The 20,714-nt window shown below is 70.4% G+C and carries 23 protein-coding genes and 1 rRNA gene; 10 read left to right on the top strand and 14 right to left on the bottom strand.

Features of this window, described 5'->3' with window-relative positions; genetic code table 11:
* Nucleotides 1-18 precede the first annotated feature (18 nt).
* Both AC6CCG_RS30415 and AC6CCG_RS30420 read left to right on the top strand, forming a co-directional pair.
* A complete protein-coding gene (locus AC6CCG_RS30415; protein ID WP_496658549.1) occupies nucleotides 19-1,200 on the top strand; it encodes a hypothetical protein in 1,182 nt (393 codons plus the stop codon).
* A gap of 60 nt (nucleotides 1,201-1,260) precedes the next feature.
* On the top strand, nucleotides 1,261-1,758 hold the full coding sequence (locus AC6CCG_RS30420; protein ID WP_496658550.1) for an anthrone oxygenase family protein: 498 nt from the start codon (nucleotides 1,261-1,263) through the stop codon (nucleotides 1,756-1,758).
* A 6-nt stretch (nucleotides 1,759-1,764) separates the two neighbouring features.
* Here the strand turns inward: AC6CCG_RS30420 and AC6CCG_RS30425 are convergent, their stop codons facing one another.
* From AC6CCG_RS30425 to AC6CCG_RS30455, 7 genes are all read right to left on the bottom strand, one after another.
* Nucleotides 1,765-3,237 carry a sulfatase family protein gene (locus tag AC6CCG_RS30425; RefSeq protein WP_496658551.1) on the bottom strand — a complete coding sequence of 491 codons (1,473 nt, stop codon included), beginning with the start codon at nucleotides 3,235-3,237 and terminating at the stop codon, nucleotides 1,765-1,767.
* Between the two features lie 14 nt (nucleotides 3,238-3,251).
* Nucleotides 3,252-4,610, bottom strand: a complete 1,359-nt coding sequence (locus AC6CCG_RS30430; protein WP_496658552.1) for a sulfatase-like hydrolase/transferase — start codon at nucleotides 4,608-4,610, stop codon at nucleotides 3,252-3,254.
* Nucleotides 4,607-5,956 (bottom strand): ABC transporter substrate-binding protein, encoded by a 1,350-nt coding sequence (locus AC6CCG_RS30435; protein ID WP_496658553.1) that lies wholly within the window; start codon nucleotides 5,954-5,956, stop codon nucleotides 4,607-4,609. Before AC6CCG_RS30435 ends, AC6CCG_RS30430 begins: the two co-directional genes overlap by 4 nt.
* Complete coding sequence (locus AC6CCG_RS30440; RefSeq protein WP_496658555.1) at nucleotides 5,953-6,585, bottom strand: hypothetical protein; 633 nt, start codon at nucleotides 6,583-6,585, stop codon at nucleotides 5,953-5,955. The genes AC6CCG_RS30435 and AC6CCG_RS30440 overlap by 4 nt, the downstream gene beginning before the upstream one ends.
* Nucleotides 6,582-7,499: a carbohydrate ABC transporter permease gene (locus AC6CCG_RS30445; protein ID WP_496658556.1), complete on the bottom strand. Its 918-nt coding sequence runs from the start codon at nucleotides 7,497-7,499 to the stop codon at nucleotides 6,582-6,584. The genes AC6CCG_RS30440 and AC6CCG_RS30445 overlap by 4 nt, the downstream gene beginning before the upstream one ends.
* Nucleotides 7,496-8,428, bottom strand: a complete 933-nt coding sequence (locus AC6CCG_RS30450) for a carbohydrate ABC transporter permease (protein WP_496658557.1) — start codon at nucleotides 8,426-8,428, stop codon at nucleotides 7,496-7,498. Before AC6CCG_RS30450 ends, AC6CCG_RS30445 begins: the two co-directional genes overlap by 4 nt.
* A gap of 98 nt (nucleotides 8,429-8,526) precedes the next feature.
* Complete coding sequence (locus AC6CCG_RS30455) at nucleotides 8,527-9,552, bottom strand: LacI family DNA-binding transcriptional regulator (protein WP_496658558.1); 1,026 nt, start codon at nucleotides 9,550-9,552, stop codon at nucleotides 8,527-8,529.
* A 231-nt stretch (nucleotides 9,553-9,783) separates the two neighbouring features.
* On the opposite strand from AC6CCG_RS30455, the gene AC6CCG_RS30460 reads away from it, so the two are divergent.
* Nucleotides 9,784-10,698 (top strand): phosphotransferase, encoded by a 915-nt coding sequence (locus tag AC6CCG_RS30460; RefSeq protein ID WP_496658559.1) that lies wholly within the window; start codon nucleotides 9,784-9,786, stop codon nucleotides 10,696-10,698.
* Here AC6CCG_RS30460 and AC6CCG_RS30465 read toward each other — a convergent pair.
* From AC6CCG_RS30465 to AC6CCG_RS30480, 4 genes are read right to left on the bottom strand one after another with little or no spacing between them, the layout of a single operon-like run.
* The gene (locus AC6CCG_RS30465; RefSeq protein ID WP_496658560.1) at nucleotides 10,670-11,008 is read right to left on the bottom strand and encodes a YnfA family protein; all 339 of its coding nucleotides are present in this window, start codon (nucleotides 11,006-11,008) and stop codon (nucleotides 10,670-10,672) included. The genes AC6CCG_RS30460 and AC6CCG_RS30465 overlap by 29 nt on opposite strands.
* A 9-nt stretch (nucleotides 11,009-11,017) precedes the next feature.
* Nucleotides 11,018-11,458 carry a MerR family transcriptional regulator gene (locus AC6CCG_RS30470; protein WP_496658561.1) on the bottom strand — a complete coding sequence of 147 codons (441 nt, stop codon included), beginning with the start codon at nucleotides 11,456-11,458 and terminating at the stop codon, nucleotides 11,018-11,020.
* A 6-nt stretch (nucleotides 11,459-11,464) separates the two neighbouring features.
* Nucleotides 11,465-11,806: a hypothetical protein gene (locus AC6CCG_RS30475; protein WP_496658563.1), complete on the bottom strand. Its 342-nt coding sequence runs from the start codon at nucleotides 11,804-11,806 to the stop codon at nucleotides 11,465-11,467.
* A 34-nt stretch (nucleotides 11,807-11,840) separates the two neighbouring features.
* On the bottom strand, nucleotides 11,841-12,596 hold the full coding sequence (locus tag AC6CCG_RS30480; protein ID WP_496658564.1) for a MerR family transcriptional regulator: 756 nt from the start codon (nucleotides 12,594-12,596) through the stop codon (nucleotides 11,841-11,843).
* A 144-nt stretch (nucleotides 12,597-12,740) separates the two neighbouring features.
* Between AC6CCG_RS30480 and AC6CCG_RS30485 the strand changes: the two genes are divergently transcribed.
* Genes AC6CCG_RS30485 through AC6CCG_RS30500 form a run of 4 tightly spaced genes read left to right on the top strand, consistent with a single transcriptional unit; the run spans nucleotide 12,741 to nucleotide 16,098 of the window.
* Nucleotides 12,741-13,448: a CPBP family intramembrane glutamic endopeptidase gene (locus AC6CCG_RS30485; protein WP_496658565.1), complete on the top strand. Its 708-nt coding sequence runs from the start codon at nucleotides 12,741-12,743 to the stop codon at nucleotides 13,446-13,448.
* A 39-nt stretch (nucleotides 13,449-13,487) separates the two neighbouring features.
* Nucleotides 13,488-14,357: a DUF6597 domain-containing transcriptional factor gene (locus AC6CCG_RS30490; protein ID WP_496658567.1), complete on the top strand. Its 870-nt coding sequence runs from the start codon at nucleotides 13,488-13,490 to the stop codon at nucleotides 14,355-14,357.
* Between the two features lie 9 nt (nucleotides 14,358-14,366).
* Complete coding sequence (locus AC6CCG_RS30495; protein WP_496658568.1) at nucleotides 14,367-15,671, top strand: FAD-binding oxidoreductase; 1,305 nt, start codon at nucleotides 14,367-14,369, stop codon at nucleotides 15,669-15,671.
* 43 nt (nucleotides 15,672-15,714) lie between these two features.
* A complete protein-coding gene (locus AC6CCG_RS30500) occupies nucleotides 15,715-16,098 on the top strand; it encodes a pyridoxamine 5'-phosphate oxidase family protein (RefSeq protein WP_496658569.1) in 384 nt (127 codons plus the stop codon).
* 39 nt (nucleotides 16,099-16,137) lie between these two features.
* Here AC6CCG_RS30500 and AC6CCG_RS30505 read toward each other — a convergent pair whose 3' ends face one another.
* Nucleotides 16,138-16,611, bottom strand: coding sequence for a winged helix-turn-helix transcriptional regulator (locus AC6CCG_RS30505; RefSeq protein WP_496658570.1), 474 nt, complete (start codon nucleotides 16,609-16,611; stop codon nucleotides 16,138-16,140).
* Nucleotides 16,612-16,718: 107 nt separating this feature from the next.
* Here AC6CCG_RS30505 and AC6CCG_RS30510 point away from each other — a divergent pair, with 107 nt between their 5' ends.
* Nucleotides 16,719-17,879 (top strand): MFS transporter, encoded by a 1,161-nt coding sequence (locus AC6CCG_RS30510; protein WP_496658571.1) that lies wholly within the window; start codon nucleotides 16,719-16,721, stop codon nucleotides 17,877-17,879.
* 7 nt (nucleotides 17,880-17,886) lie between these two features.
* On the opposite strand, the gene AC6CCG_RS30515 is transcribed toward AC6CCG_RS30510, so the two are convergent.
* Nucleotides 17,887-19,194 carry an MFS transporter gene (locus tag AC6CCG_RS30515; protein ID WP_496658572.1) on the bottom strand — a complete coding sequence of 436 codons (1,308 nt, stop codon included), beginning with the start codon at nucleotides 19,192-19,194 and terminating at the stop codon, nucleotides 17,887-17,889.
* A 58-nt stretch (nucleotides 19,195-19,252) separates the two neighbouring features.
* Here AC6CCG_RS30515 and AC6CCG_RS30520 point away from each other — a divergent pair, with 58 nt between their 5' ends.
* Nucleotides 19,253-19,753 (top strand): ArsR/SmtB family transcription factor, encoded by a 501-nt coding sequence (locus AC6CCG_RS30520; RefSeq protein WP_496658573.1) that lies wholly within the window; start codon nucleotides 19,253-19,255, stop codon nucleotides 19,751-19,753.
* 82 nt (nucleotides 19,754-19,835) lie between these two features.
* Nucleotides 19,836-20,555 (top strand): MarR family transcriptional regulator, encoded by a 720-nt coding sequence (locus tag AC6CCG_RS30525; RefSeq protein ID WP_496658582.1) that lies wholly within the window; start codon nucleotides 19,836-19,838, stop codon nucleotides 20,553-20,555.
* 77 nt (nucleotides 20,556-20,632) lie between these two features.
* Here AC6CCG_RS30525 and rrf read toward each other — a convergent pair.
* A 5S ribosomal RNA gene (rrf, locus tag AC6CCG_RS30530) occupies nucleotides 20,633-20,714 on the bottom strand; the annotation flags it as partial.

Raw genomic sequence — 20,714 nt, forward strand, 5'->3', positions numbered from 1 at the left:
AGCAAAGGAGCCATCTTCATGCCGACCCCACGACGAACCCCGGTCCTGGTCGCCGCCCTCGCGCTGGCGATGGCCTCGACCCTGAGCGCCGCGCCCGCAGCGGCCACCGGACCCGACGACAGCGGGCCCGCCGCCCGTGATCCGCAGGGCGCGCTGGGCGCGAACTTCAACGAACGCCTGGCCCTGCTGAACTTCGACGAGCTGGAGCTCGGCCGCACCCAGTGGGTGCGCGGCTTCTACGCGATGCCGTGGGCCGATGATCAGCCGCCGGCCGACGACCCGGGGATCCGCAACCTGCTGGCGGCCCGGGACCGCGGCTACGGAACCGTGCTGTCCTTGAAGTTCCCGTACGGTGATCGGGCGTTCCCGCGCCCCGGCAGTCCGGAGCTGGCCACCGAGAAGGCCAGGGTGGCGAAGCTGCTCGCCACGATGATGGGCCGGGTCGACATCATGATCATCGGCAACGAGCCGTTCATCGAGAGCCGCCCCGAGGACCGCAACGAGACGTTGAACGAGTTCTACGAGGAGATCGCCCGGCAAGTGATCGACGACCGCCGGGAGCGGTGCGGGCCGGACTGCCCGACCCAGCTCTACTACGGCGCGCTGAACAACCTGCAGAAGCCCGAGCAGCAGACGCCCACCACCGACCGCTGGGTACGGTTCGCGGCGAGCCAGCCGGACCTGCACGGCGTCGACATCCACCCGCACATCCCCAGGATCGAGGACTCCCGGCCGTTCGTCGACTACGTCCTGGCCCGGCTCCGGCCCGATCAGCGATTCCTCGCCACCGAGTTCTCCCTGGTGCACCACTGGAAGGCGCACCTGACCGACGACGCGCCCGCCGACTTCCTGGCCCGGCACGGCATGCCGGCCGGGCTGAAGGTCTGGCAGGTGATCGGCCTCGCCATCGAGGATCCCTTCCCCCAGGCGACCTGGAACGACTTCCTCGCCTCCAGCCCCTGGTACGAGAGCCGCAAGAACTACGTCTGCAACCAGCTGGCGATCTTCCGCGACACCGGCCGGTTCGCGCTCGGCACCTACGGCTACAAGCAGGGCCCGGAGATGGCCGAGAACTGGGGCCCGGAGAAGGCGCCGTGGCTGCTCAACAGTGTGTTCGCCCCGGAGACCGTACGCAGCTGGGACGACGGCACGACCGGCCGCGGCTACGCCTGGATCGACAACTTCCACCGCTGCGGCTGACCCGGGGCGGTTCCGGCGGTACGGTTCATCCGAACGCGCCGTCGATGCCCCGGAGGACCCATGTTCGAGCTCGGCCCGAGTCTGCCCCTGATCATCATCGCGGTGCTGACCGCGGTCGGCAGCGGCATCGTCTCCGGCGCCTTCTTCGCCTTCTCCACCTTCGCCATCAAGGCGATCGCCGCGCTGGAGACGCCGGCCGCGGTACGGGCGATGCAGTCGGTCAACGTGATGGCGGTCCGGCCGCCGCTGATGATCGCGCTGTTCGGCACCGCACTGCTCAGCATCGTCATGATCATCTTCGGCGTGCTCGGCCTCGGCCAGGGCCACGGCTGGTGGTTCCTGATCGGTGCCCTGCTCTATCTGATCGGCAACCCGGTGCTGACGATCGCCTACAACGTCCCCCGCAACAACGCCCTGGCCGCGGTCGACCCGGACACGCCCGAAGCCGCCGAGGTATGGCAGCGCTACCTCCGCGAATGGGTGCCGGCCAACACCGTCCGTTCGATCACCGCGGCCCTTGCCACGGCCCTGATGATCATCGGGCTCGTCGTCGCCTGACCGTTCTCAGCCGAACCCGACGACGCCGCGGGACCGGTCGAACTGGTGGATCCGGGTCAGCGGCCATTCCTGGTACGGGAACGTCCGCAACTCGTCCCCGTCGAACGCGTCGGCGATCCCCTCCTCCCGCAGCCGGTCGGCCAGCAAGGCGGTGAGCCGGTCGGCCTCGCCGGCCCGCTCGGCCTGCACCGGCTTGATCTCGTCGGGATCGGCGGCGAGGTCGAAGAGGAGCCGATGGCCCCCGTTGGCGAGCCAGATCAGCTTCAGGTCGCCGGTCCGCACCATCGCCTTGAACCGGCGGCTGCCGGGCCGGCCGTGATAGCCGAACAAGGTGTCCCGCGGCGCTGCCGTACCGTCGAGCAGGCCGAGCAGATCGCTGCCCTGGCGGAGTTCCGGCGCCCCGGCCGCCGAGGTCGCCAGCCCGAACAGGTCGGTCAGGCAGGCCAGCTCCCGCCGATGATCACCGGGCGCGATCCGGCCCGGCCAGGAGACCAGGAACGGCACCCGGGTCGCCGCCTCGAAGAAGCTCTCCTTCTGCCAGCCGTGATGATCACCGAGCAGGTCGCCATGATCGGCGAAGAAGCAGATCAAGGTGTTGTCCGCATCCGGTCTTCGCTCGACGGCGTCCAGCAGGTCGCCGATGCAGGCGTCGATGTAGCTGATCTCGCCGTAGTAGCGGGCCCGCAGCGCGCGGGCCCGGTGCGGGTCCACGTCCTCGGCGTAGACCAGGTGGTTCATCCACGGCAGATGTTGATCAAGGTGATCGACGGCAAGATCACCGAGCACCGGGTCGGGCATCCGGTCCGGGTCGTAGCGCCGGTTGTACGGCAGCGGCGGGGCGAACGGCGGGTGCGGCCCGATGTAGGAGACGAACCCGAACCAGGGCCGGCCGTCGTCGGCATCGAGGAGCCCGATCGCCTCCCGGGTGGCCCACGCCTCGACCGTGCAGTCGGCGGGCAGCGGGCTGAGTTGCGGCATGTAGTACATGTCGGTCCGCTCCCCCATCAGCGCCTCGAGCCAGTCGTACTCGGGATGCTCGGCGGCGATCCAGGCCGCGTAGGCATCGCCGCCGCGCTGTGCCGGCGTCTCGTACAGTTCCTCGCTGTGCCGCTGGACCTGGTAGCCGACCGGCGCGTCCCAGGGCGTGGTGTGGAACTTGCCGACGCCCCAGGTGCGGTAGCCGAGTCCCGTCATCGCCTCGGCCAGGTAGGGCCCGCAGCGGTTCCGGATCGCGGCGTGCGCACCGTCGGGCACCGTGTTGTCGTAGATCCCGGTCCGGGTCGGCTCGCTGCCACTGCGCAAGGTGTATCTCGCCGGTACGCAGACCGGGCAGGTCGAGTAGGCGTTGTCGAAGATCGCGCCGCGCGCCGCGAGCCGATCAAGGTTCGGGGTCGCCAGGTCGGGGTTGCCGAGCGAGGCGATCGTGTCGAAGCGCTGCTGGTCGGTCATCACGAACAGCACGTTCGGCCGGTCCGCCATGGGTGTCCTTTCGATCACGGGGCCGGCAACAGCCGGGCACGGTCGCCCCGCAGGGCGGCTTCACGGGCGTTCCAGGCCTCGACCATGCCGACCCGGTCGAGCAGCCGGTCCGCGGGCAGGAACTGATCGTCGGCCGCGGCCAGCAGCGTGCTCAGCCGGGCGTCGGAGTGCCGCACCCGGGCGGCCTCCGCCGGATCCTCGGCCAGGTTGTCCTGCTGCCACGGGTCGGACCGGTCGTCGAAGAACAGCCAGGGCCGGCCGTCGACGCTCCGCGCGTAGGTCAGCTCCTCGGTGACCAGGCCGCGCCACTCGCCGATCCCCTGGTCGAAGCCGTTGTCGCAGCTGACCCAGTTGCCGATGATCACCTCGTCCCGCAGCCGGCCCCCGGACCGCAGTCGATCACTGAGGTCCTGCCCGTCGGCACCGACCGGCGACAGCCCGGCCAGCCCGAGCAGCGTCGGGGCGAGGTCGGTCAGCCCGAACAGCCCGTCCGGCCGGGACGCCGGGATGCCCGGCCCGTTGATCACCAGCGGCACCCGGACCGCTTCCGCGTACGGGCTCTGCTTGGCCCGCAGGCCGTGTGCCCCGAGCAGGTCGCCGTGATCGGAGCTGACGGCGATGATCGTGTCCCGGCGCAACCCGAGCCGGTCCAGTTCGGCGACGATCCTGCCCAGCTCGGCATCCACCGCGGTGATCGCGCTCCAGTACAGGCTCAGCGTGTCCCGCTGCTCGGCGGTGTCCGCGGTGTTCGGCGGTACGGTCGCGGCGGCGGCATCGTAGCAGCGGAGCCGGTCCGGGACCGAGTCGTACGGATCGTGCGGAGGGTTGTAGGACACGGTGAGGAAGAACGGGTCGGAGCCCTGTCGGGACAGGAACTCCAGCGCCAGGTCGGTGTGCGCCTCCGGCTCGTACCCGGAGAAGTCGATCTTGGTGTCCGGGCCGGTGTAGTAGTGCCCGTCGACGTGATCATGGGAGCAGTCGACGCCGACCCAGTGCTCGATCCCGGGCCGCGCGGCCGGCGGCACCCATTTGTCCCGCGGCAGCCCGGCCAGGTGCCACTTGCCGATCCAGCCGGTGCGGTAGCCGGCCGCGGCGAGCGCCGTGCCGAGGGTCGGCAGGTCCGGCGGCAGCGGCAGGTCGTTGGCGACCACGCCGTGCCGGTGCGGCAGCGAGCCGGTGACCAGGCTGGCCCGGCTGGGTCCGCAGATCGGTGCGTTCGACCGCCCGCCGGCGATCGCGGCACCGGTCGCGGCCAGCCGGTCCAGGTGCGGTGTCCGGACTGCCGAGGCCTTGCCGCGGTCGTCGTCGAGCCAGCCCTGGTCCTGGCCGCGCCACTGATCGGCCAGCAGCAGCACGAGGTTGGGCCGGGTCACGCCTGGAACTCCTGCGGGTCGACCTCGCCGCTCTTCACCGCGGCGTCGTAGGCGGCCTGCATCCGCTGCTGCATCGAAGCCAGCGCCGGCCCGAGGTCGGCGGCCGGGTCGAGCAGCAGCTTCTCGATCGTCTGGTCGACCTTCTCGCCGTCGACCTGGAGCAGGCCGCCGGGCGTCTTCGGCCACTGGCGGTCGAGATCGGCCGGCCGGAACTGTTGCAGGAACGCGTTGTCCTTGATCGCGGCGGAGTCCCAGACCGCGTCGTTGATCGGCGGAGCGGCCTTGGCGGCCAGGGCCTCCTGGATGCCGTCGCCGACCATCACCTCGAACACCTTCGCCGCCTGCTCCGGGTTCTTGCTGGTCGACGAGATCGCGTACGGGTAGCCGGCGTTCATCGGGGAGCGGACCAGCTGCTGTCCGTCCGGCACCGGCAGCGGTGCGGCCACGGCGGAGACCTTGCTCTTCAGGTCGGTCAGGGAGGAGACGATCGCGCTGCTGGTGATGTACAGGCCGGCCTCGCCCTTGCCGAAGGCGTTCGCGGACACATCGCTGGTCAGCGTCGCCGCGCCCGGGTAGGCGGTCTTGTCGGTGATCATGGCCCGGTAGAGCTCGATGATCGGCGCGTACTTCTCGGACTCGTACTGCTGCGCCGCCGCGTCGAACAGGCCGAACTGGGCCAGCGCCTCGTCGCCGGCCATCAGCGGGATGTCCACGCTCCACTGCCGGAAGCCGGTCGCCTTGATCGGGATGATCATGCCGAACGCGTCGCCGCCGCCGGCCTTGGTGATCGCCGCCGCGGCCCGGCGGACCTCGGCGAACGTCTTCGGCGGGGCCTCGGGATCCAGGCCGGCCCGCTGGAACAGGTCGGTGTTGATCACCATCCGGTTGGTGAACGCCGTGGTCGGCACCGCGTAGGGCTGGCCGCCCCAGACCAACTCGCTGTTCTTCTGGTGGTACGGGGCGGCCCGGTCCAGCACCGCCTGGTCCACCAGGTCCTTCAGCGGCAGGACCCAGCCGGCCGCGACGAAGGCCCCGAGTTGGGAGGAGGGGCTGTGGAACAGGTCGGGGGCCCGCTTGGTCTGGAAGCCGACCCGGACGATCTCCTCGTACTTGTCGGTCGCCTGCGGCTCGTACTGGACGGTGATGCCGAGCTCGGCGCCCTCCTTTCCGTTCCAGGCTTGGAAGAACTCCTGGCGGGCCTTGGCATGGGCGCCGGCCCGGTCCCAGACGACGACGGTCGTCGGCCCGCCGGCCGACCCGGTGGGCGAGCCGCTGCAGCCGGCGGCGGCCAGGCCGGTCGCGGCGACCCCGCCGAGGAAGCCGCGGCGGGTGAGGGATGCAGTCATCGGTGAACCTCATCTCGGTGGGCGAGCGCACTCGCGCGGTCGTGGAGCATGATCGAAAGACTGGCGACGGCGGCCGGGACGGCGAGCGCCAGCAACGGGCCCAGGTAGGGCACCCGGGTGAACAGCAGGACGGCGGCCGCCCCGGCGATCAGCACCGCGGTCGCGCCGGTCACGGCCAGGTCGATCCTGGTCAGGGCGAGCCGGTAGGCGGCCTTGATCGAGAGGACGGTCCGCCCGGTCCGTTCGAAGATCACGAATGTCCAGGGCGCCAGCAACAGCCAGGTGACCCCGGCCAGGCTGCTGGTGATCAGCACCACCCACCCGTACGCTCCGCCCGGCGACGGGCCGAACAGCCCGATGATCACCAGCGCCGCGACGCCGAGGTGGCAGCCGGCCAGCGGCAGTGACGGGAGCAGGTGCCGGACCAGGTAGCGCAGGGTCTCGGCCGGCCCGAGCGGTGCCTCGCCGCCGGCGTGCCGGCGCTGGTGGGTGATCAGCCAGAGCGTCGCCGCCGGCAGGGTGATCACGGGCAGGCTGAACAGCAGCCAGCAGCAGCTGGTCCAGGCCCAGTGCCACCAGCGGGACCAGGCCCGGAGCAGGGCGCCGTCCGGCGCGAACAGCGTGGTCATCCCTTCACCGAGCCCTCGGTCCAGCCGCGGACGAAGTGGCGCTGCAGCAGGACGAAGATCACCACGATGGGCACCAGCGCCAGGTTGGCGCCGGCCAGCACGGTGTTGTACGGCGTCATGCCTTCCGCGGCGTCGTACTGGAGCGCGCTGACCCCGACGACGAGCGTGCGCAGATCGGGTGCGGCCAACGAGAACACGAGCGGAACCTGGTAGTTGTTCCAGGACGCCTGGAAGCCCAGGATCACCGTGGTGGCGAGGATCGGCCGCATCAGCGGGAAGGTCACCCGCCAGTAGGTGCCGAACAGCCCGCACCCGTCGACCCGGGCGGCGTCCTCCATCTCGGTGCCGAGCCCGATCACGAAGGCCTTGATCAGGAAGATGTGCACCAGCATGATCCCGGCCAGCTGGACCAGCGCGATGCCGAGCAGGTTGTCCAGCCCGAGCGCCTCGGCGATCACGTACTGCGGATAGAGGGTGGCCGTGGTCAGGCCGACGAAGAGGGTGCCGACGTAGAGGCCCTCGAGCAGCCGTTGGCCGCGGAGCTGCCGGCGGGCGAGCACGTACCCGGTCATGCTCGAGGCGAGCGTGTCCAGCACCACCACGAGGGCGGTGACGATCAGGCTGTTCACGAAGTAGCGGGAGAAGTTCGCGGTGGTCCAGGCCTGGACATAGGTGCCCCATTCCCAGACCCGCGGGAGGATCCCGCCGTTCCGGCTGAGGATCTGATCCAGCGGCGACACCGACGCGAGCAGCCCGAAGATCAACGGCGAGATCATGATCAACGCCGCGACGACCAGGATCACCTGCAGCAGCACCGAGAGCGGCCGGACCGGTTTCCGCCGGTGCTTCGAGTTCACCGGCACCGACGAGTCCGGCCGGTCCGGGATCCGTTCGACCTCCACCTGGGCGGTCACGGCTCGGTCCGACTCAGCCGCAGGTAGGCCACCGAGATGATGCCGACGACCACGCTGGCGGTGATCCCCAGCGCTGCCGCGTACCCGATCTGGGGCACGGCTTCCGGCTCGAAGAAGAACCGGTAGAGGTAGGTGAACATCACCTCGGTACTGCCCGCCGGGCCGCCGTCTGTGAGCGTCTTGACCAGATCGAAGCTGCGCAGCGTGCCGATGATCGAGATCAAGATCACCACCCGGGTGACCGGGGCCAGCATCGGCATCACGATGTGCCGCAGCGTGGCCCAGTGCCCGGCGCCCTCCAGCGACGCGCTCTCCAGCAGTTCGTTCGGGATCGTCATCATGCCGGCGAAGAACAGCAGCAGGTTGATCCCGAGGTGGGCCCAGACGGCGACGCCGATCAGGCTGCCGAGCGCGCTGCCCGCCTCGCCGAGGAACCGTACCGGTGCCGCGAACAGGCCCGACCCGGTGAGCAGCTGGTTCACCGGGCCGCCGGTCTCCCGGAGCAGGAAGACGAAGATGATGCCGATGATCGCCGGCGACAAGACGTGCGGCAGGAAGAAGATCGTCCGGTAGAAGGTGCCGCCGCGGACGCCGCGGAAGAAGACGTACGCCAGCACCAGGGCCAGCGGGATCTCGATGATCAACCGGCCGAAGCCGAACTTCAGCGTGTTCAGCACCGCGTCCCACCACTGCTCGTCGCCGGCCATCCGCTGGTAGTTGGCCAGCCCGGTGAACTGCGGCGCCGAGAATCCGTTCCAGCGTTGGAAACTGAACCACAACAACCAGCTGATCGGCAGCAGCGCGAAGGCGACGTACGGCAGCAGACTGGGCACCAGCATCGCGTAGCCGACCCGGTCCTCGCGGCGGTGCCAGCGGGCCCGCCGGGCCGGTGATCGACGGGCGGCGTCGGACCTGACTGCCGGAGACATCCCCGTCCCCTCCTCGTTCGATGATCGATCTGGCGGTCAATTTAGATCGATCTAAACGCAGGCGTCAAGTGTCCCCGTGATCTCTCGGATGATGAGATTCAGGCGCAGCCGCAGGACACGCGGGCGTGCACCTTCGGCGCCGGCGGACGCCGGCTTCCCTTGGTGGGCAGGCCCATCTCGTCGAGCAGGACCCGCGCGCAGACGCGGCCCAGGCCGACCGGATCGGTGGCGATGCTGCTGATCGGCGGGTTCCACATCGCCGACTGGTGCAGGTCGTCGATGCCCAGGACCGAGACCGGCGGAATTCCATGATCACCGAGGGCGCGGACCAGGCCGTACGCGACGTTGTCGCTGTGGCAGAGAATCCCCGGTGGCGGGCGAACCCCGGCACCGAGCAGTTCCCCGGCCCTGCGGTAGGCGGCATCGGCAGATGCCTCGACCGGCTCCGACCACGCCTCGTCCCAGTCCGCGCCGGCCCGGTTCGCGGTGCGCCGGAACGCGCGCAGCCGGCCGACCCGCGGCGAGGCCAAGGGATCGCCGCCGAAGTAGGCGACCCGGCGACAGCCGTGCACCTCGATCAGATGCCGCGCCCCGAGCCGCCCGATCGCGGCCTCGTCGGTGCCGACGAACGGCAGCCCTACCCCCTCGATGTCGCGGAGCAGCGTGACCGTGGGCAGATCACTGCGCCTGATCACGGCGAAGTGCTCGGCGGCCGAGGTGAGCGCCGGGATCGTCACCACACCGGCGGCCCGGTGCTCGACCAGCGACCGCAGGATCTGCTCCTGCAGTTCGAGCCGGTCCACCGTGTTGGCGATCATGACGAAGAAGCCGACCTCGCCGAGCACCTCCTGCACGCCGAGCGAGACCTCGGCGACGAACGGGTTGATCACGTCCGGCATGACGAGCCCGACCAGGTCGTTGCGTTGTGTGCGGAGGTTGGCCGCCGCCTGGTTGTAGACGTACCCGAGCCGTTCGGCCTCCGCCAGCACCGCGGTCCGGGTGGTCGCCGAGACCAGCGGGCTGTTCCGCATCACCAGCGACACGGTTGCCCGGGAGACGCCGAGGGAGTCCGCGACATCGATCATCCGGACCCGCCGCCCGCCGGACCGCCCCGTCCCTTCCATCGCTCACCTCCAACGAATCCTGCGCGGCCGAAGCATAACCGCCGCACCGCGACAACCCTGGAAGGGCAAGTACCCGAGCGCAGGGTCAAGCCAGGCGTGCGATTGTCGACGAACCCACGTCGCAACGCTCCCGCAGCGTGGGAGTGTCGACAACCCGACACCCGGTCGGGCCGGGGAGGCAGCCGGGCTCGGCGAGAATGGGCGTGATCCACCCACGCTCGGGGAGGCGCCATGTCCGAGACCGATGACCAGACCGTGATCGACGCCGTCAATCGGGCGACCGGGGCCGGGCTGACCCGGACCGGGCGCGCCGCCCAGGGCACGCTGGGCGGCGCGATCTTCGTCGAACTGCGGGACGGCACCGAGGCCGTGATCACCCGGTATCTCGGTCCGCTCGAGGAGGCCCGGCGGACCGCTGAGTTGGTTGATCATGCACGGCGGCACGGTCTGCCGGTGGCACGGCACATGTACGTCCTGCCCGTCGGCTCGGAGGTCGTCGTGGTGCAGGAACGCCTGCCAGGTACGCCGCCGACCGAGATCACCGTGCGATTGATGGACGCGGTCATCGAGGTGAACGAGCGGTTCGCCGGCCTGCTCGCGGATCGGCCCGAGGTCCCGCTACTCCCGCTCTGCCTGACTGGGAGCGGCGACCCGTACCCGCGCCACGAAGTGCTGGCCGAGCACAGCGACCGGAGTCGTCGCGTCCTCGCGGCGATCCAGGAAATCGGCCGGCGATTCCCCGGCGACCTGGCCGGGGACGATCTGGTGCACGTCGATCTCAGCGTTCCCAACCTCCTTCTCGACCCCGCCGGAACGATCACCGGCGTCGTCGACTGGAACCTCGGCGCCTACCGGGGAGACCGACACCTCGCCCTGATCAAGACCCGGTTCGAACTGGAGTGGGGACTCCGCGGCGACGAGACCCCGCATCCCGAGCAGGCAGCCGCCGCAGCTCGCCTGGACGAGTTTCTCGCCGACCGGCTCTCGAACCAGGACCTGCAGCGCTATTGGGCGCATCGGATCCTCTACCAACTGCACTGGGCTCTTCCCTTCGCCCCGCCCGATGTGGTCGCTTGGCAACTGGAGGTGGCCGAGGAACGACTCCTCCAGCCGATGATCAAGGCGTCGAGCGCGGCGCGTACATGATCACGATCACGCCGGCCAGGCAGATCAGGGCGCCGATCACGTCCCAGCGGTCCGGGCGGAAGCCGTCGATGATCATGGCCCAGGCCAGGGAGCCGGCAACGAAGATCCCGCCGTAGGCGGCCAGGATCCGGCCGAAGTGCGGGTCGGGTTGCAGGGTCGCGACGAAGCCGTAGAGGCCGAGGGCGATCACGCCGGCGCCGACCCAGAGCCAGCCCTTGTGCTCGCGCAATCCCTGCCAGACCAGCCAGGCGCCGCCGATCTCGGCGACGGCGGCCAGCAGGAAGAGCCCGAGCGAGCGAAGAATGATCATGACGGGACTCTAGCGAGGCGACTCCCCCGCTACCGCCGTGAACGGGATCGGGCAGCCGGGAAGGCCGGCGCACTCGAGCAGGTCGTCGCAGCCGGCCGCGAGCGCCCGGCGCAGGGTCTCCGCGATCGCCTGCAGCTCGGCGATCCGTGTCTCGACATCGGCCAGCTTCGTCTCGGCGCGGTGCCGGAAGCCGGCGCCGCCTCCGGCCGGATGCCGGTGCCCGGCCAGATCGAGCAGGTCGGCGATCTCGTCCAGGCTGAAGCCCAGGCGCTGCGTCGTCTTGATCACCCGCAGGATCATGATCACGTCCTCGGGATAGAGCCGGTGCCCGCCCAGGCTGCGGTCAGGTTCCTCGATCAGGCCCCGACGTTCGTAGTACCGCAGCGTCTGCGGATTGATCCCGGCCGCGGCGGCGACCTCGGCCGGCCGCAGCCCCGGGTAGCTGGACACCGCCGATCACCCCGCCAGCCCGGCGGCCACCGCGGCGCGCGCCACCAGCGCGTCCAGCACTCCCGCCCGGGACGGCGGAACCGAGACCAGCAAGGCGATCCGGCCGGCACCGGCCGGCTCCAGCGCGAACCGGAAGAAGGCGCAGCACTCCGTCTCCCGGTCCGCCAAGTCGCGGGCTCGAGCGGCCGCGGCCGCGACCAGGATCAGCCGGGCCGCCGTGGCGTCGACGCGTTCGACGGCCCGGAGCGACCCCGCGAACAGTGCGTCGAACTCGGCCACCCGGAGCGGCTGCTCGACGGTCGGCAGGGTGCAGGAATCCGGTGCCCAGTCCTCATCGGTGATCGTCATGCCTCGACGGTAAACCCGTACCCGGGTACCGGATTCAACCCCCTGTGCCCGACTTCCGGGCAGCCTCGTCCGCGCGGCGCCGGAAGTGTTCGCCGACCCGTTCCAGGACGTCCAGCTGGGCCGGGTTGAACACGTCGGCCATGGCGTCGTTGACGGTCCGGGTGACGTAGGCCAGTCCGCGAGGCGCGGTCGCCTGGATCGTCGCGATGTCCGGGTTGGCCATGATCAACTCGAGGTAGTGCGGGAACAGCCGGTCGGCGACGTCGCTCCGGGTGTCCTCGTCCGCGTCGGCCGGCAGCTCGTCGAACTCGACCGCGGCGTCGTTGCGCTGACAGCCGGCCAGCATCCGCCGCATCGCCTCGATGCCGTCGGGGCCGAGGACGCGCCCGTACACGACGATCAGGGCACGGTCCGCCTCGGTCAGGTCGGCCGTGACGTCGGCCAGTTCGGGCGGCAGATCGGTGGGCAGGCTCTGCCGCAGGATCAGCGCCAGCTCGGCCCGGATGCGTTGCAGACGCTCGATCGTCGCGGCCAGTTCGGAGTCGAGCAGTCGCAGCGCCTGCTCCGGATGTTCGTCCGCCTCCCCCATCGCCGCGATCTGGTTCAGCGACAGCCCGAGATCGGTCAGCCGCCGGATCCGCAGCAGCCGCACCAGGTGGGCGACCCCGTACTGCTTGTAGCCGTTGGCGGCGCGCTCCGGCTCCTCCAGCAGTCCCACCTCGTGGTAGTGCCGGACCGCCTTCAGCGTCGTTCCGGCCAGCTCCGCCAACTGCCGGGTGCTCCACGCCACGTCGCCGCTCCTTTCTCGTCGTCTCGGCCCCAGTTCACCGGATGCCCCTGGGGCACGGTCAAGTTCGCGGCGCGGCGGGTTTGACTGTGCCCCCACGGCATGGTCTGAACTGGTCCCGAGACAACCGTGCGGGAAGGAATGATCATGACCGAGACCACCAGCGAGGTGACCGAGACCCGGCCGGCAGTGCGCCCGGGCTGGCCGGAGATCATCGTCGGCCTGGCCGCGATGTCGCTCGTCGGGTACGGCATCCCGATCCTGCTGTTCCGTCCGCTCGGCATCGACGGAGCCCTGAGCGGCGTCCTGCTGGCCCTGCTCTCCGGCGCCGCCGGCATGGTCGGCTTCGCGGCCGCCCTGGCGATCCGGATCCGCAGTCTGGGGCCGTTCGGCGTCCGGAGGACCAGCTGGACCTGGCTGCTGCTCGGGCTGGCCGGCGGCGTGGTCGCCCTGATTCTCAAGATCATCATCATGCCGGCCATGACCTCCCTGTTCGGCCTCGCCACCGACACGCAGGACACCTACGCGCAGGGAGCCGGCAACGGTCCGCTGTTCGTGATCTTGATGATGCTGTTCCTGGCGGTGATCACGCCGATCGGCGAGGAGCTGTTGTTCCGCGGCGTGGTCACCACCGCGCTGCTGCGGTACGGGCCTTGGATCGGCGTGATCGGCAGCTCGCTGATCTTCGCGCTGATGCACGGCATCAACGCGGTGCTGCTCGCCGCCGTGATCGTGGGACTGATCGCCGGCGAGCTCCGCCGCCGCAGTGGTTCCATCTGGCCGGGCGTCATCGTGCACGCCGTGAACAACTCGATCACGGTGGTCGTCTACGCGGCGATGGGCCTCTCCGGCTGACCGGCCCGCCGGGGCCGCCTCGGTGCGAGGATGGCCCCGATGGAGTCGTACGTCGAGCGTCCGCCGGTGCCGGAGCTGTCCGGCCTGGTGCGGACCGTCTGGATCCAGCGCACCGGCGAGGCCGCGTACGTGCAGCGACACCTGCCCACCGGCGGGGTCGAGCTGCACATCCCGGTCGGCGGCGCGCCGATGCTGGCCGGGCCGTTGTCGGGTCCCTCGGTCGAACTCATCCCGCCGCACACCACGCTGATCGGGGTCAGGTTCCGTCCGGGTGCGGCGCCGGCTCTACCGGCCGTGCTCGACGAACTGGTCGATCAACGAGTCCGCCTGGCCGAGCTCTGGGCCGAAGCCGACCGGCTGGCGGAGGCGGTGACCGGGGCCGCGACTCCGGAGCAGGCGCTGCGGGTGGTCCAGGAACGGCTCCTGGCGCAGTACCGGCGCACCCGGGTCGACCCGCTGGTCGGTGTCGCGGTACAGGCCCTGATGCCCTGGCAGCGGGTCAACATCGACGCGCTCGCCGGCCATCTCGCGCTGTCCCCCAGCCAGTTGCGCCGCCGTTGTCTGCAGGCGGTCGGGATGAGCCCGAAGGTGCTGCAGCGGACGTTGCGGTTCCAGGGATTCCTGGCCCTGGCCCAGGCCGGCGCCACGGCATCCGGACGACGGGGCACCGACGGAGCGGCCGGCCTCGCGATCGATGCCGGGTACGCGGACCAGGCACACCTGAGCCGGGAGTGTCTCCGGCTGACCGGTCTCACCCCGCGGCAACTGCTCGGCGGCGACGTCGACCGGTGCGCCTGCGGCCATGATCACGCGGCGTCCTACCGCCCGTTCCTCTCCGGTCGCGACCGCCCACCGGCCGGAATGAGCCTGCGCGATTTGTTCAAGCTCACCGAGCCGCGCCGGCCGTAGCGTCGGCGCGTGCCCGCTCTCTCCCTCGACGGCGTGGCGTTCCGGCCCGGCTCGCCCGGCTACGACGCCGCGCGCCGCCCGGCCCAGCCCGCCTTCCGCGGTGTCCGGCCGAGCCTGGTGGTGCGCTGTCGGTCGGTGTCGGACGTCGCCCGTACGCTCTCGTACACTCGCGGCACGGGAGAGCCCTTCGCGGTGCGCAGCGGCGGTCATTGTTTCGCCGGGCGCTCCTCGACCGACGGCGTGCTGCTCGACCTGTCCGAGCTCGACGACGTCTCGGTGCGCGACGGCATCGCCACCATCGGCGCCGGAGCGCGGCTGGGCCGGGTCTATCCGGCGCTGCACGCGTTCGGCCGGACCCTGCCGGCCGGCTGCGGGCCGACGGTCGGCATCGCCGGGCTGACCCTCGGCGGCGGCATCGGCCTGCTCGGCCGCCGGCACGGGCTGACCAGCGACCGCCTGGTCGGCGCCCGGGTGGTGCTCGCCGACGGCAGTGTCGTGGACTGCGACCAGGACCGCGAACCCGACCTCTTCTGGGCGTTGCGCGGCGCCGGCGGCGGGCAGTTCGGCGCCGTCACCACGCTGCGGTACGAGACGGTGCCGGAACCGGCCCTGACCAGGATCGAAGCCACCTGGACCGGCGCGGACCCGACCGGGCTGGTCGCCGCCTGGCAGGACTGGGCCCCGGACGCGCCGGACGGCGTCACCGTGAACCTGACGTTGGTGGCCGAGCCGGGGCGGCCGGTCCGGGGCACCCTGGTCGGTGCCGCCGCCCTCGACGAAGCCGCGACGCACGACCTGCTGCAGGACCTCCTGGCCGCGGCCGCGCTGCGACCGGTCGTCCGGCTGAACGGCGGGCTGCCGTACCACCGGCTGAAGCGCACGCTCACCGATCCGAGGGACGTACCCGAACGAGCGCTCCGGATCCGGTCGGAGTTCTTCCGTGGCACCCTGCCGGCACCCGTGCTCGCGGACCTGCTGGCCGGGCTCGGCGAGCCTCGCGACGCCGGCCGTCGCCAGCTCACCTTCACGGCGATGGGCGGCGCCTACAACCGGGTCCCGGCGGAGACGACGGCGTTCGCGCACCGGAGCGAGCGGTTCCTGCTGGAGCACATCGGCGATCCGGCCGACCCCTGGGTGGACGCCTCCTGGGCCACGACCCACCCGGCCGGGTCCGGCCGGGTGTATCCCAACTTCCCCGATCCCGCGCTGGAGGACGCGCCGTCGGCCTACCACGCGGACAACCGGTCCCGGCTGGCCGAGATCAAGCGGATCTACGACCCGGAGCGGTTCTTCGACTTCCCGCAGGCGAGTTGATCACCGGTGAGGGACCGACCCTCCACACTGAACAGGAGCACCCATGTTGGAACCCGACGTTCGCCACGCCCTCGACGGCGCTTCGATCGCCCACCTGGCGACCGTGCTGCCGGACGGCTCACCCCACGTCGTGCCGGTCTTCGTCGGTACCGAGGGCGACCGGATCATCGTCTTCACCGGACCGGACTCGCGCAAGGCACGCAACCTGCGGAAGGACCCGCGAGTGGCCCTGTCCATCGCGCCCGCCGACGGGCCGTTCCAGCCGGTCGTCGTCCGCGGCCGGGTCGTCGACTGGATCGAGGACGAGTCCCGCTGGGAGATCATCGACCGGATCGCCATGACCTACATCGGCGGGCCGTACTCCCGGGACCTGGACCGGATCGTCATGATCATCGAGCCCGAGCAGCAGATCGTCGGCGTCCGCTGAACCGAGAATGGATTCCCGCCGGTCAGTCGCGGCGGAAAATCACCCGCGCCCAGGTGGAGGTTGCTTGCGCGTGACCGTGGTCGTGTCGGGAGTCGCCGGAGCACCGCGGGAATCGGTCGGGCTGAGCCGGGCCAGCGGGTTCCCGTCCTCGCCGGCCAGGATCGAATGGGTCTCCCGAGGGCCGAACGCGTGGCGCTCGCCCCATTGGCGCAACGCCACGATGACCGTGAAGAGATCGCGTCCCGCCTCGGTGAGGACGTAAACCTGTCGTCGTCCCGAGCTGGCGGTCTCCCGTCCGAGCAGGCCGCGGTCGACGAGGCGACGAAGCCGGTCGGTGAGGATGTTGCGCGCGACCCCGGTCCGTTGCTGGAAGTCGGTGAACGAACGCGCACCGTCCATGGCGTCGCGCATGATCAGCAGGCTCCACCGATCGCCCACCAGATCGACCGTGCGGGCGACGGGACAGCCCGAGTCCGTCCAGGCCAGGTCCTCGAGCCGTACATCGGCGTTCATGGCCCCTCCCAATGAGTTGCGAACTGAAACCATATTGCCCTAGGGTCCAATCGGTTGCAATTCGCTACTTATTGGCCGGAGGTGCCGCGTTGAGAGCCGGTTCGAGGATGCTGCTGACTGGCGTCTGCGCGGTTGCCGTCGCCACGATCTACGTTGCCCAACCCGTCCTCGCCGAGATCGGGCACAGCCTGGAGGTGGCCGAGGCGAACCTGGGCTGGATCGTGACGGCAGGACAACTCGGTTACCTGGTCGGCTTGGCCGCGCTCGTCCCGCTGGGTGATCTGCTGGATCGGCGCCGGCTCATCGCGGGCCACCTGGCGCTTGCCGCGGTCGGCATGAGCGCGGCAGCGTTCGCTGCCGACCTCCCGGCGCTGCTGATCAGCCTCGCCGCCACGGGCCTGTTCGCCGTCGTGGTGCAGACCACCGTCGCGTTCGCCGCCGACCTGTCGGTCCCGGCAGAGCGCGGCCGCACCCTCGGCGTCGTCACGGCCGGGGTCATCCTCGGCATCCTGGGTGCCCGCGTGCTGGCCGGCCTGCTCGCCTCGGTGTGGAGCTGGCGCGGCGTCTACGTCACGCTCGCGGTCATGCTGGCCGTCCTCGCGATCCTCGCCCTGGGGCTCCTGCCGGCAGACCGTCGCACCCGGCGCCGAACCTACGGCGACGTGATCGTTTCGCTGGGTGGGCTGTTCCGAGATCCCCTGTTCGTGTCGCGTGGGCTGATGGCCTTCTTCCTGTTCGCGTCCTTCGGCTCGCTCTGGAGCGGGATCGCCCTGCCGCTCAGCGCGGCCCCGTGGCACTTGAGCACGGCTCAGCTCGGCCTGTTCGGACTGGCCGGGCTCGCCGGCGCCCTGGGCGCCGGCCGGGCCGGCCGCTGGGCCGATGCGGCGAAGGCCGACCCCGTCACCGGAGCCGCGTTCCTTCTCCTGGCCGCATCCTGGATCGCCACCGGGCAGGCCACCTGGTCGCTCGGGTTGGTGGTCGTCGGCGTCGTCGTTCTCGACTTCGCCGTCCAGGCCGCGCACGTCAGCCAGCAGGCCCTGCTCACGGCCGCCTATCCACACCGTACGAGCAGCACACTGGGCGGCTACATGATCTTCTATTCCCTCGGCTCGGGCTTCGGCGCCGTCACCACGACGACCGTGTATTCCGCGGTCGGCTGGACCGGGTCCTCCGTACTCGGCGCCGCCTTCGCAGGCTCGGGCTTCCTCACCTGGGCACTGAGCCGGCGCAGCCTGGCCAGGACATCCCCCTGCGCCGGAACTCCTTGACCAGCCGTCACTTCCCTGCGCCCGCGTGCAGGTCGGGCAGTTCCCGCATCGACCAGAAACGCCCGGTGACGACGAACGCGGCGGCGCAGAGTTGACCGCCGGCGGCGATCCACAGCGTCGGGACGACGCCGAGCCCGGCGCCGAGCACGCCGGCGAGCAGCGCGGCGATCGGCATCACGCCCCAGACGAAGAAGCGGACCGAGGCGTTCATCCGGCCGAGCAGGCGGGCCGGTGTGATCCGCTGCCGGAAGGTCACCTGGGTGATGTTGTAGAGCAGGGCGGTGAACGTGCCGACGAAGAACTGCGCCACCAGCAGCGGGAACGCGATCGTCGGGACGAGGGCGGCGAACGGCACCAGCAGACCGATCACACTGAAGCCGATCGCGCTGACCGGGATCGCCCGCGCCTCCCCGATCAGCCGGACGATCCGCGGCGTCGCCACCGCGCCGACCAGGCCGCCGACCGACCCGAGGGAGATCACGATGCCCATCGCCTGCGGCGTGAATCCCAACTCCCGCAGGAGAAGCAGCGGCAACAGGGTCATCGAGATCGTGTTGAAGAAGTTGGACACGCTGGTGGTGCCGACGATCCGGCGCAGCAGCGGCTCACTGAACACGAACCGCAGCCCCTCGGCGATCTCGCGCAGGATCGGACCATGATCATCACGCGGACGACGCTCCTCGTGATCACGGGTGAGACTGAGGGCGAGGACGGAGACCAGGTAGGTGCCCGCGGTGGCGATCATGGCCAGCGGGGCCGTGATCAGTCCGATCAGCCAGCCGCCGACGCCCGGCCCGGCGATGTTCGCGAGCTCGTACGTCGCCTGCAGCTTGCCGTTCGCCTCGGCGATCTGCCGCGGCCGGACCAGCGCCGGCACGATGCTCTGGTACGACACGTCGAAGAACACCGACGCGACCCCCACGACCCCGGCCACGATGATCAGCTGCCAGAGTTGCAGCAACCCGGCCACCCAGAGCAGAGGTACCGAAGCCAGCGCGACCGCGCGGACCAGGTCGGCGACGATCATGACCTGACGCTTGCGCAGCCGGTCGATCCACACCCCCGCCGGCAGCCCGACGACCAGGAACGCGGCCACGTTCGCGGCGTTCAGCACGCCCACCTCGAACGCACCGGCACCGAGCAGCAGCACCGCGAGGACCGGGATGGCCAGCTCGGAGATCTGCGCACCGAACTGGGCGAACGCCTGTCCACCCCACAGGGTGAGGAAGTTCCGGTCACGCCACAGCGACCGCTCGGCGTTCCCCGCCGGAGCCGCGCTCTCCCCGGGAACAGCGGGCGACGGTGATTGAGACATGTCAATCAGTCTGCAAGGACTGATTGAGACTTGTCAATCGGTCGCGTAGGCTGCGGTCATGGCCGTGGCTGAGGAGGAGGCCCGGATCCGGGCGCTCAGTTCGCCGGTCCGGCTGCGGGTGCTGCGCCTGTGCGCCTTCGAGTCCCGCACGAACAAGGAACTGGCCGAACTCCTCGACGTCAATCCCGGCACGATGCTGCACCACGTCCGCTCCCTGGTCAGCACCGGCTACCTGGTGGCCGAGCCGGAGCGGGTCGGCAACCAGGGGGCCCGCGAGGTCCCCTACCGGGCGACCGGGCTGTCCTGGCGAACGCCGATCCCGAACGGCTCGTACGTCCTGGTCGAGACCTTCCTGCAGCAGATCGACGGCATCGCACCCGCTGAACTCGACGTCACCTGGCTCGGTCTCAAGCTCAACGACGAGCACAAGCGTGAATTCCAGGACCGCCTGTACGCCCTGGTGAACGAGTTCAAGGAACGCGGGCCGGATGCTGACGGCGCCACCTATTCCTTGTTCGCCACCTTGCATCCCGATCGCAACCCGCCGGGAAACGGCTGAGCCGCCAGAAGTCGGTTTCCATTCAGCCCTGGCATTGACAGAGTAGAGCCGTGTCGACGATCGAGCCGGGTGCTACCAACCAATCACTGGCCCGCGGGCTGCGCCTGCTGCGGATCCTCTCCGACGAGGGCCCCTCACCGCGACCGACCTCGCCTCACGGCTGGGCGTCCACCAGAGCTCGGCGTCGCGGAGCCTGGCTGTGCTGATCGACGCCGGCTATGTCCGCAAGGACGACCACGGACGCTTCGAGTGCTCGTACGGTCTCCTCGGCCTGGCCGACTCGGTGAGCCGGCTGCCCCTGGTCAGGCAGCTGCGGGCCGGAGTCCGGAGCCTCATCGACAACTATGCGGACGTCACCATCGCTGTCTGCATGCTCTGGCAGCAGGACGTGCTGCATCTGGCCAGGGCGCGCCGCGACCACTCCTTCTCGCTCTGGAACGGCGGCTGGCCGCTCAACGTGTCCACGCCCGGCCTGCGCCTGCTGACCGAACTCGCCGACGACGAGGCCGTCGCGATCCTCGAACGATCGCGGGCCCGAGTCGGCTGGGGCGGCTGGCCCGGCCAGGTTCCGGCGACGGCTGCGGAGACTCTCGACGCGGCCCGGAACAAGATCACCGACGAGGTCCTGCTGATCGACGGCTGGTGGCGCCCGCACCATGCCACCGGAGCCATTCTGATCCGAACCCCGGAATCAGCACCGGTGTCACTGGCCGTCGTCGACGAGGCCGGCCACCTGGACCCGGCGGCACACAAACTTCTGCTGCACCGGATCCGTCGCGATCTCGAGGCCCAACTCAACTGAAGGAGCCGGGCTCCGGAAAAGGGCGTAGAAACATTTCAAGGTCGACCCCGCGTGGGGGTCGACCTTGAAATGTGTATGACCGGCGACGTCCTAGTCTCCCACACGGCTCCCCGTGCAGTACCATCGGCGCTGTGAGGCTTAACTTCCGGGTTCGGAATG

The sequence above is a fragment of the Microlunatus sp. YIM B11417 genome (genome assembly GCF_059617205.1).

What these genes read in the sequence shown, in the direction of transcription:
- AC6CCG_RS30500 (WP_496658569.1), top strand. Translation starts at nt 15,715, where the DNA reads ATGTTGGAACCCGACGTTCGCCACGCCCTCGACGGCGCTTCGATCGCC.
- AC6CCG_RS30425 (WP_496658551.1), bottom strand. Translation starts at nt 3,237, where the DNA reads ATGGCGGACCGGCCGAACGTGCTGTTCGTGATGACCGACCAGCAGCGC.
- AC6CCG_RS30440 (WP_496658555.1), bottom strand. Translation starts at nt 6,585, where the DNA reads ATGACCACGCTGTTCGCGCCGGACGGCGCCCTGCTCCGGGCCTGGTCC.
- AC6CCG_RS30490 (WP_496658567.1), top strand. Translation starts at nt 13,488, where the DNA reads ATGGAGTCGTACGTCGAGCGTCCGCCGGTGCCGGAGCTGTCCGGCCTG.
- AC6CCG_RS30520 (WP_496658573.1), top strand. Translation starts at nt 19,253, where the DNA reads ATGGCCGTGGCTGAGGAGGAGGCCCGGATCCGGGCGCTCAGTTCGCCG.
- AC6CCG_RS30435 (WP_496658553.1), bottom strand. Translation starts at nt 5,956, where the DNA reads ATGACTGCATCCCTCACCCGCCGCGGCTTCCTCGGCGGGGTCGCCGCG.
- AC6CCG_RS30510 (WP_496658571.1), top strand. Translation starts at nt 16,719, where the DNA reads ATGCTGCTGACTGGCGTCTGCGCGGTTGCCGTCGCCACGATCTACGTT.
- AC6CCG_RS30515 (WP_496658572.1), bottom strand. Translation starts at nt 19,194, where the DNA reads ATGTCTCAATCACCGTCGCCCGCTGTTCCCGGGGAGAGCGCGGCTCCG.
- AC6CCG_RS30450 (WP_496658557.1), bottom strand. Translation starts at nt 8,428, where the DNA reads ATGTCTCCGGCAGTCAGGTCCGACGCCGCCCGTCGATCACCGGCCCGG.
- AC6CCG_RS30465 (WP_496658560.1), bottom strand. Translation starts at nt 11,008, where the DNA reads ATGATCATTCTTCGCTCGCTCGGGCTCTTCCTGCTGGCCGCCGTCGCC.
- AC6CCG_RS30415 (WP_496658549.1), top strand. Translation starts at nt 19, where the DNA reads ATGCCGACCCCACGACGAACCCCGGTCCTGGTCGCCGCCCTCGCGCTG.
- AC6CCG_RS30420 (WP_496658550.1), top strand. Translation starts at nt 1,261, where the DNA reads ATGTTCGAGCTCGGCCCGAGTCTGCCCCTGATCATCATCGCGGTGCTG.
- AC6CCG_RS30460 (WP_496658559.1), top strand. Translation starts at nt 9,784, where the DNA reads ATGTCCGAGACCGATGACCAGACCGTGATCGACGCCGTCAATCGGGCG.
- AC6CCG_RS30455 (WP_496658558.1), bottom strand. Translation starts at nt 9,552, where the DNA reads ATGGAAGGGACGGGGCGGTCCGGCGGGCGGCGGGTCCGGATGATCGAT.
- AC6CCG_RS30475 (WP_496658563.1), bottom strand. Translation starts at nt 11,806, where the DNA reads ATGACGATCACCGATGAGGACTGGGCACCGGATTCCTGCACCCTGCCG.
- AC6CCG_RS30505 (WP_496658570.1), bottom strand. Translation starts at nt 16,611, where the DNA reads ATGAACGCCGATGTACGGCTCGAGGACCTGGCCTGGACGGACTCGGGC.
- AC6CCG_RS30485 (WP_496658565.1), top strand. Translation starts at nt 12,741, where the DNA reads ATGACCGAGACCACCAGCGAGGTGACCGAGACCCGGCCGGCAGTGCGC.